This is a genomic window from Photobacterium sp. OFAV2-7 (assembly GCF_022347985.1).
GTDB lineage: Bacteria > Pseudomonadota > Gammaproteobacteria > Enterobacterales > Vibrionaceae > Photobacterium.
In genome coordinates, this window is record NZ_JAKRFQ010000105.1 from 1 (window position 1) to 8,941 (window position 8,941).

Sequence of the window (8,941 nt, forward strand, 5' to 3'; positions counted from 1 at the left end):
AAGAAATCTGCACCGGCCTCGACACAATGTGCCAGCGGATTGCTGTAGGCCTCTACAAAAGCAAACTTCTCTTTATGCGCTTCACTAATATCACGCAGTGCCGCAGCAAGCTTCGGATCACCCGTACCAACTATCACCACCTGTACATCATTGACCAAGAAGTCTTTGAGCATCGGAATGATATAGTGAATCCCTTTCTGTTCGGTCAGACGGCAAACCATCCCATAAAGCGGTACATCTTCAACCGGTAGCCCGACCTGTTGCTGTAAATCACGTTTACACGCTTTTTTACCTCGCACCAGGCTAACCTTATTGGCTTTAAAGCTCTGCTTAATAAAGGGATCCGTTTCTGGGTTCCAGTCTTGATAGTCACAGCCATTCACAATGCCGTAAAGATCAGCAGCACGGGCCTGAAAATCGGCTTCCATTCCGTGCGAGCCTAAATGCGTGAGTAATTCAGAGGCATAGTTCGGACTGACGGCATTAACCTTGTCGGCATAAGCCACACCGGCTTTTAGCATACTTACATGAGAAGGGTCGACTTCGGCATTGATATAGCGACGCTGAATCAGCTCAGGAATCAAACTGTACTGATCGTAGTTAAATACGCCTTTGAATACCGCATTATGGATTGTGATCACGCTTTTCGTCTGAGCAAAAAACGCATCATCGGCGTACCTAGTCCGGAGCAGGAAGGGAACCAGGCCAGTATGCCAATCATTACAATGAACAATATCCGGCTGAAAGCCCATCTTCTCACACAAATCCAACGATGCTGCACTAAAAAATGCAAACCTTTCACCGTTGTCATAATATGCCTGGTTGTTTTCTGCATACAGCTCGGGGCGCGCAAAATACTGAGGCGCATCGACTCCGTAGACAGTCACCTTGCCACTCTCCAGCGCCTTCACCTGATAACTCACAGGTGCCGGCTGAGGGGCAACATATAACTCGGTATCAAGCAGTGTTTCTGCCTGCTCAGAATTTGCAACCTTCTGATACAGCGGCATAACAATACGAACATCATGCCCCATCTCTTTAAGCGCTGAAGGCAGCGACTTGGCAACATCAGCCAAACCGCCGGTTTTGACCAAACCTTCGACTTCAGACGCCACAAATAAAATCTTGAGCGATTTTCCTGACATCGGTTTCTTTCTAGTAACCAACTTTTGCTCCTTTTGGTATCACGACAATTCCTTCGTCTGACACATGGTACTTCTTCTTATCTTCTTCAAGATCCTCACCGATAATCGTACCAGGTGCGATATGAACATTCTTATCGATAATAGCACGGCGAATCGAACAGCCTGCACCGATCTTTACATCGCCCAAAATAACTGACTCACTGATTGTGGAGCCATGATCAACATTAGTACGGAAACCCAATACTGACTTATAGACTTTAGCGCCACGAATATAGCTGCCAGCCGATATCATGCAGTTATTAGTATCAACCTTGTGCTCTTCGCTATCAAGCACTGTTGCGGGCGGAAGTGGCGGATAGAAAGTGTGCAGCTGCCACTGACGGTTATATAGAGAAAACGGCGCATCTTCTGACAGCAAATCCATATGTGCTTGCCAGTATGACTCAATGGTACCAACATCGCGCCAGTATCCTGTGCTCTTCTCTCCCGGGATCACATTGGTCGTAAAGTCATAGACAAATACTTTACCCAACGGAAACAGCTTAGGGATAATATCTTTGCCAAAGTCATGGCTTGATTGTTCGTTAACTGCGTCTTCCTCGAGCTCTTTGCTCAGTACGCCAGTTTCAAAGATATAGTTCCCCATGGAAACTAACGCATGATCAGGATCTCCCGGAATAGACTTCGGATTCTCAGGTTTTTCCTCGAAACCAACCATGCAGCCATTGGCATCCACTTCTATCACCCCGAAAGCACTGGCTTCACTCAACGGCATACGCAGGGCCGATACCGTTAGATCCGCCTTCTTCTCCAGGTGATAGTCAAGCATCTGCTTAACATCCATTTTGTAGATATGGTCACTACCGAAAATACAAACTTGATCCGGCTCTTCGAGTTCAACAAAACGCAGATTCTGGTAAATAGCATCTGCCGTGCCATCATACCAGCGCTTACCCATCCGCATCTGTGCAGGGATCGGGTCAATAAATCGGCCCGTAATACCTGAGACATTCCAGCCTTTCTTCATATGCACGTAGAGTGACTGAGATTTAAACTGAGTCAGTACATAAATCTTCATCAGATCAGCATTAAGAAAGTTATTTAATGCGAAATCTATCAGGCGGTAACTACCTCCAAATGGCACTGCAGGCTTAGTACGCGTATCCGTCAACGGACGCAGACGAGACCCTTCTCCACCTGCCAAAATCATTCCTAAAACACCAGCCATAGTGTACCTCCTTGTTAGTAAGCAATCATGCACATATATACCACATTTCCATGCTTTTTGAGAATGCTTTTGCAGTGAATCTTGATTGATATATTACGAAAGTAAAAATTTATTACAGCGTTCACACTTATTGGTATGACAACTACTACTTTCACACCGACAGTGGCTGCCTCGTACTCGTATTTATTGGTGGGAAATATCAATAACGAGATTTTATATAATTGTCATAATTCTCGGAGCGCCCGAATTTGCTAGCTAAACGCCTCTACTCCCCCTGTCTCCTACCTCTTTGGGAGGTAAATAGCTGAATACTTTTTCAAATACAGTCAGTAGACTTTCTGTAGATTGTTAATGGAAGCACAAAACATGACGACGAGCTTTTCAACTCACCTATCGCCAAAGGCAACCAATGTTATTCTCCATGCCTTTGACTGGCCTTACAGCCGTATAGCTGAAAATGCCGAAGCCATTGCCAAATCAGGCTTCAAAGCGGTACTAGTATCGCCACCGATGAAGTCCAAAATAACGAACAAAGGCACTCAATGGTGGCAACGATACCAACCACAAGACTACCGGGTTATTGACAACCAACTTGGCAATACTGCTGATTTCGAGCAGATGACAACTACTTTGAAGCAACACGACTTGCTGGTTTATGCCGATATTGTATTCAACCACATGGCCAACGAGTCCGATATTCGCACTGATCTTGACTACCCTAACGCGGGCATATTGCAAGACTATGACGAGAAAGTGGAATATTTTGAATCAATAAGGCTATTTGGCGATTTATCTCAACCGCTTTTCACCGAAAGTGACTTTATTCAGGCGTTTCCGATCGAAAACTGGAAGGATCCATGGCAAGTACAGAACGGCCGTATTAGCAGCGGACATGAAGATCCCGGGCTACCGACGCTCAAATGCAATAATAATGTAGTAAAAGTACAACAATCCTACCTAAAGGCGTTAAAGCTATTAGGTATAAGTGGATTTCGTATCGACGCGGCCAAACATTTGACCCTTGAACACATTCAACAGGTTTGGGACGAAAAGATCAGTGAAGACACCCACATTTTCGGAGAGATCATTACCGACGGTGGAGCAACGAAAGAAGAATATGAGCTATTTCTCAAGCCATATCTTAAAGACACCCGGCTTGGCGCGTATGACTTCCCGTTATTTCATTCTCTTTTCAACGTATTTGAAAAAGGAGAACCGATCACGGATCTAGCCAACCCATACTCTGTCGGCCAAGCACTTGCTAATGATAGAGCTATTACTTTCGCAACGACCCACGACATTCCCAACAATGACGTGTTCCTCAACCAAGTTATGACCGAGCACAACGAAAGACTGGCCTACTGCTACGTACTGGGCCGAGACGGAGGCGTGCCACTGATCTACTCGGACTTGGATACCAGCGGAATTCTGTCGGATGACGGAAAGCCAAGGTGGCTCGATACCTGGCAGGATCCTATGCTGCAAAGTATGATTCGGTTCCATAATCTTACCCATGGCGAACCGATGCATAGCTTCGAGCATAGCGACGATCTGCTGATGTTCCAGCGCGGGGATACCGGTGTCGTGGTGATCAACAACGGTACCAAGGAGAACACTATCTCGCTTCCGGCAGGTAACTATATAGACTTGCTCGATATGGACGGCACATTAATAGAAACCGCTGAAGTAGTGACATCCGGGAAGGCGTGTCCAGACAATAAAAACAAAGATACATGTTATCAGATAAGGCTTCCCGCTAAATCCTGCGCAATGTTAGTCAGAACCTAGCAGAAATACAGCAGACAGTTGGATAGGTTGAAGGTTGATAGCCGAGTGCTATCAGCCTAATCAATATCAGTTATCTTGCCCGTATAAAGATCAATTTCCAGTTCAACCTTACGGCCTTCTTTGTCTCGCGCTTCAACTTCAATTTCGTTCTCTTCGCGCTCCACCTTGATCTTCCTGAAATCATGGTAGCCCTGGTTTTGCAGCATTCTCATCGCCTTGGGGACGGTCAACGCGCTGGAGGTTGTATCTTCAACCGGATCAGCCATTACAGGTACCGCAACAAGCAAACAACCAAGGCACATCCATGACGAAAAAACACTTAATACTTTCATACTACTTCCCACAACAAAGTATGTGATGTGTCATCATACCAGACCAATCAAACTATCGATTATCGCAGTCACCAAATGAATGTGATTTGTATCACGTTCTCTTGCTTACATAAAACAGACCTACCACTTAAATCATAGCGAGTAGCAAGTAATATTCTTTGCCCAAATAATAAGACCACAACAATTAATTGCTATCCATAAACAGGCCTCTCACGATAAGGGCTATCGACCAGATAGTATAAACTTAACCGTATGCCATTATTACACCTTGCACATTAATAACTTAAATGATAATAATTATCACTACGATTGACGCAAGGGTTTGGTCCGCCATATGGAAAAAAAAGCACGGCTCTATAGCCTATTTTTCAAAGCAGAAGAGCGATTTCTCAATCACCCAGTCATACCTGGTTTTGAGCCCGATGTCATAATCGACTTTGTCCAGTCAGGGCTAAATCTCGCCTCCTATTACTGCCGCCATTCGCCGAACTATAACCCTTTGCTTCAAGAACTCTTTTTACGCCGAGTCTTCTTTCACCTCACTGACGCTATTGCACATAAAGGGCATTCGCGAATTTTCCGCCGCATCTGCCTCGATCATCTTCATTGCCCTCTAATGGCATTAAAGAAGTACTACGGCCAGTCAGACGAAGGGAAGCGCCAGCTCTATTCTCTGCAACGTAACCTCTTGCAATTACACCACAACTCCGGATTCTAAGGATATCTATCATGAGCTCCCATTATCGCATTGAAAAAGACAGCATGGGCGATGTTCACGTCCCTCAGGATGCCCTCTATCAAGCTCAGACTCAGCGAGCTGTCGACAACTTTCCGATCAGCGGCATGACTATGCCCAAGCAGTTCATCCAGGCACTGGCTTTTGTCAAACAGGCCGCTGCACGCAGCAATTTGGAACTCAAATTGCTCGAGCATGATATTGCCCATGCCATTATCGACAGCTGCCAGGAAATCATCGACGGCCAGCATTTAGAGCAGTTTCCTATCGATGTCTTTCAGACAGGATCTGGGACCAGCTCGAACATGAATGCTAACGAGGTCATTGCCACCCTTGCCAGCCAGAAAAGTGGCAAAACTGTCAGCCCCAACGACCATGTCAATATGGGCCAAAGTAGTAACGATGTGATTCCGACGACTATTCAGGTCAGTGCCGCCCTTGCCTGCCACTTTCAGCTATTTCCGGCACTGCAGCACCTGATTGACACCATTGACAGCAAAACGGAATCTGTTGGTCACGTGGTAAAAACGGGTCGTACCCACTTGATGGACGCCATGCCTGTCACACTCGGCCAGGAACTTCAAGGCTGGAAGATACAACTGGAAAAAGCCCAACTAGGCATCACACATGCACTGGAAAATGTGACAGCACTGGCCCAGGGTGGCACCGCGGTGGGTACCGGGATCAATGCCGAGCCAGAGTTCGCTGCCATTTTTGCCAATAATATCTCCGTCTCGACTGAGATCAGCTTCACCTGCAGTGATAACTTTTTCTACAATCTGGGCAGTCAGGATGCCATTGTCGCCCTGTCTGGCCAGCTAAAGACAGCTGCCGTGGCCGTCATGAAAATATCCAATGACTTACGCTGGATGAACTCAGGTCCACTTGCTGGTTTGGGAGAGATAGAATTAGAAGCGCTTCAGCCGGGATCCTCTATCATGCCGGGTAAAGTAAACCCTGTGATCCCCGAAGCGGCAGCTATGGTTGCCGCTCAGGTTATCGGCAATGACACCACAATTACAGTCGGTGGTCAGTCTGGTAATTTCCAGCTCAATGTGATGCTGCCAGTGATCGCGCTAAACCTCATACAGAGTATTGAGCTACTTGCCAATGCATCCACACTGCTGGCAGATAAAGCCATCGGTAGCTTCACCGTCCGGGAAGATAACCTGCAATTGGCTCTGGCAAAAAACCCGATATTGGTGACAGCGCTCAATCCGGTTATTGGCTATCTGAAAGCCGCAGAAATAGCCAAGAAGGCCTATAAAGAGCAAAGACCAATTATCGATGTTGCGGAAGAAGAAACAGATCTCAGCCGTTCAGAGCTTGAGTCGCTCCTCAACCCGAAAAAACTCACCGAAGGTGGTGTTGCCCACTAAGCTTGACCAATGATGATTCTCTCATTTTCTGCTGATAACAGTGGAAAATGAGAGAGCTGCGACAATAGACATTCGGGTCTATCAAATAGGCTCGAAAATACAGGGAAGTTCGCTCACCAGCACAGGGCGGCCAATGTAATAGCCTTGCATGTAATCGACGCCCAGTTCCCTGACCGTATTAAAATCACCTTGGCTTTCTAGCCCTTCAGTTAGCAACTTGGCATTAAGCTCATGTGCCAGGTGAATAACAGCCTGAAGCTCCTCTGGTTTTCCGTCCATATAATCTTTCAACAAACTGCGGTCGACCTTGATGATATCCGGGTTTACTTTCCTGACACGGCTTTCCGATGAAGCATCGACACCATAGTCATCTATCGCAATACGGAAACCGTAATCCTGCATGTCCTGAAGCGAACTCACCAGCAGTCGGTCATTGGCACAGGTATGCTCGAGGATTTCAAAATAAATCCTATCATTCGACAAACCCAGCTCCTTGATTCTAGAAATAAGCGAGTTATACCCATATTGCTGACTACCGGCATCTAACGCTGCGATGGGCGTCATATTCAAGAACAATGCGCCGTCAGAGACAAAACGCGCAAAATTCCGTAGGTGTATAACCCGGGCCAAACGATCAAGGTTTATCCGATCACTGGAAGGCATAAAACCTGTACTAAAGAAAGGTTCTGTCTCTAGCTGCAGTCCATCCTGACTATAAATTCTAAGCAGCGCTTCATAGCCAAAAATCGCTCCAGACGCTGAGACTATCGGCTGGAAAGCACTTTTCATCGTGTTTCCCTTATAATAAGCACTGTAACTCCCGTCCTCCGATTTAATCAGGTGCTGTTCGAGCTCATCCCTTGTTCTTAATATTCTCGCCACTGACTATCCATAGTTGCCGATGTGATATAAACAAACATAATTCTTCCCGCATACTTTCATAGCAACCGTACAATATCTTAGGAAGCAACTCACATAATTCCTTTGGACTATACAGATTTTTCAGATCTACATTCGTTTCATTAATGAGACAGTATTTGATTTTCAGTCAGTTATGACGGGTAACACTATGTCTAATATGCAGTCTGCCTTCAAAAGTACATAGGAATGAAAGGGAACTGTCATAATCCCTCACTATGCTCTGCGCTTATACAAAAAGACAGATGAAAAAAAATGAAAGGAAGAGAAGTTTGACACACACGAACCAGGCTATGAGCAGCAAGCCTTATCTAGCTGTATTTGATCTTGATGAAACCCTGATTGCTGCTGATTCGGCTAGCCTATGGAGTAAATTTATCGCTGAAAAGGGACTGGCATCAGATACCCACCTAGCAGAAGAACGCGAATTAATGTCTACTTATGCCAACGGGACGATGGACATGAATAGGTACATGCAGGCAACCCTGAAACCTATTATCGGCATGGACAGCAAAACGCTGACTCAACTGGTGGCGGAGTTCATCGAGAGGAAAATCAAACCAGCCTTTTATGACGATGCTATTTCTCGAATTCAATGGCATAAACAGCGCGGCGATATAGTCTTAGTAATTTCAGCAACAGGCGAACACCTGGTAAAACCTATTGCCAAACTACTCGGTGCCGATGATGCCATTGCGATAAACCTCGAACAGATTAACGGCATCATCACCGGCAGAACAACCGGAACACTCAGTTATCAACAAGGAAAGGTGACAAGAATGAAAGCATGGATCGACGATCACGACATCCAGTTCAAGGGAAGCTATGGCTATAGTGACTCAATCAATGATTTGCCAATGCTTGATGCCGTCGACCGCCCGTTTGCCGTCAATCCGGATCCAGCATTGGCACTTCATGCACAAATGCAGGATTGGACAATAATGGACTGGCGCCATGAGAACAACATTTTGCGATAAGGCTGTTCCTCCAGCGAACATAAGCCTTTTCTAATACGGAAAGGCTTTAGGCTTTGATAATCTCGACCCCGGCTTCTGACAACTCAGCCAAAATTGCCTCGTTAGCATCATTGCTGGTCACCAGAGCCGACAGTTTATCGCACGAAGCAATGAAGTGAGTGCCTACTTTATCCAGCTTACTGGCATCAGCTAATCCCACCACTGTCTCAGATTGCGCAATCATGACTTTTAATGTCTGAGCTTCTTCCAGGTTATTGATCATTAACCCCGAACTGGTATGCAGCGCAAACACACCAAGGAAACAAAGATCGAAGTGGATTTCCTGCAGCATCGCATTAGTTGCAGCGCCAACAGACATAATAGCAGGCTTAAACACCCGCCCTCCAACCAGAATAAGCTCGATATTTTCATGTGAAATGAGCTGACTAGCAATGAGCG

At 46.0% G+C, this 8,941-nt stretch carries 9 protein-coding genes; 4 read left to right on the forward strand and 5 right to left on the reverse strand.

Features of this window, described 5'->3' with window-relative positions; genetic code table 11:
* Positions 1-1,145 (reverse strand): glycogen synthase (locus MHN01_RS08535; protein WP_370646469.1); only part of this gene is annotated, 1,145 nt, incomplete at its 3' end.
* Positions 1,146-1,155: 10 nt separating this feature from the next.
* Positions 1,156-2,373, reverse strand: a complete 1,218-nt coding sequence (glgC, locus tag MHN01_RS08540) for a glucose-1-phosphate adenylyltransferase (RefSeq protein ID WP_239410962.1) — start codon at positions 2,371-2,373, stop codon at positions 1,156-1,158.
* A gap of 366 nt (positions 2,374-2,739) precedes the next feature.
* Between glgC and MHN01_RS08545 the strand changes: the two genes are divergently transcribed.
* On the forward strand, positions 2,740-4,161 hold the full coding sequence (locus MHN01_RS08545; RefSeq protein ID WP_239410963.1) for an alpha-amylase family glycosyl hydrolase: 1,422 nt from the start codon (positions 2,740-2,742) through the stop codon (positions 4,159-4,161).
* Between the two features lie 56 nt (positions 4,162-4,217).
* Here MHN01_RS08545 and MHN01_RS08550 read toward each other — a convergent pair whose 3' ends face one another.
* Positions 4,218-4,493, reverse strand: a complete 276-nt coding sequence (locus MHN01_RS08550; protein ID WP_239410964.1) for a PepSY domain-containing protein — start codon at positions 4,491-4,493, stop codon at positions 4,218-4,220.
* Between the two features lie 334 nt (positions 4,494-4,827).
* Between MHN01_RS08550 and MHN01_RS08555 the strand changes: the two genes are divergently transcribed.
* Complete coding sequence (locus MHN01_RS08555; protein WP_239410965.1) at positions 4,828-5,211, forward strand: hypothetical protein; 384 nt, start codon at positions 4,828-4,830, stop codon at positions 5,209-5,211.
* Positions 5,212-5,222: 11 nt separating this feature from the next.
* Positions 5,223-6,608 carry a lyase family protein gene (locus MHN01_RS08560; RefSeq protein ID WP_239410966.1) on the forward strand — a complete coding sequence of 462 codons (1,386 nt, stop codon included), beginning with the start codon at positions 5,223-5,225 and terminating at the stop codon, positions 6,606-6,608.
* Positions 6,609-6,689: 81 nt separating this feature from the next.
* Here MHN01_RS08560 and MHN01_RS08565 read toward each other — a convergent pair whose 3' ends face one another.
* The gene (locus tag MHN01_RS08565) at positions 6,690-7,397 is read right to left on the reverse strand and encodes an EAL domain-containing protein (protein WP_239410967.1); all 708 of its coding nucleotides are present in this window, start codon (positions 7,395-7,397) and stop codon (positions 6,690-6,692) included.
* Between the two features lie 401 nt (positions 7,398-7,798).
* Here MHN01_RS08565 and MHN01_RS08570 point away from each other — a divergent pair, with 401 nt between their 5' ends.
* Positions 7,799-8,503, forward strand: a complete 705-nt coding sequence (locus MHN01_RS08570) for an HAD family phosphatase (RefSeq protein WP_239410968.1) — start codon at positions 7,799-7,801, stop codon at positions 8,501-8,503.
* 46 nt (positions 8,504-8,549) lie between these two features.
* Here MHN01_RS08570 and MHN01_RS08575 read toward each other — a convergent pair.
* Positions 8,550-8,941: hypothetical protein (locus tag MHN01_RS08575; RefSeq protein WP_239410969.1), on the reverse strand; the 392-nt coding region annotated here is incomplete at its 5' end.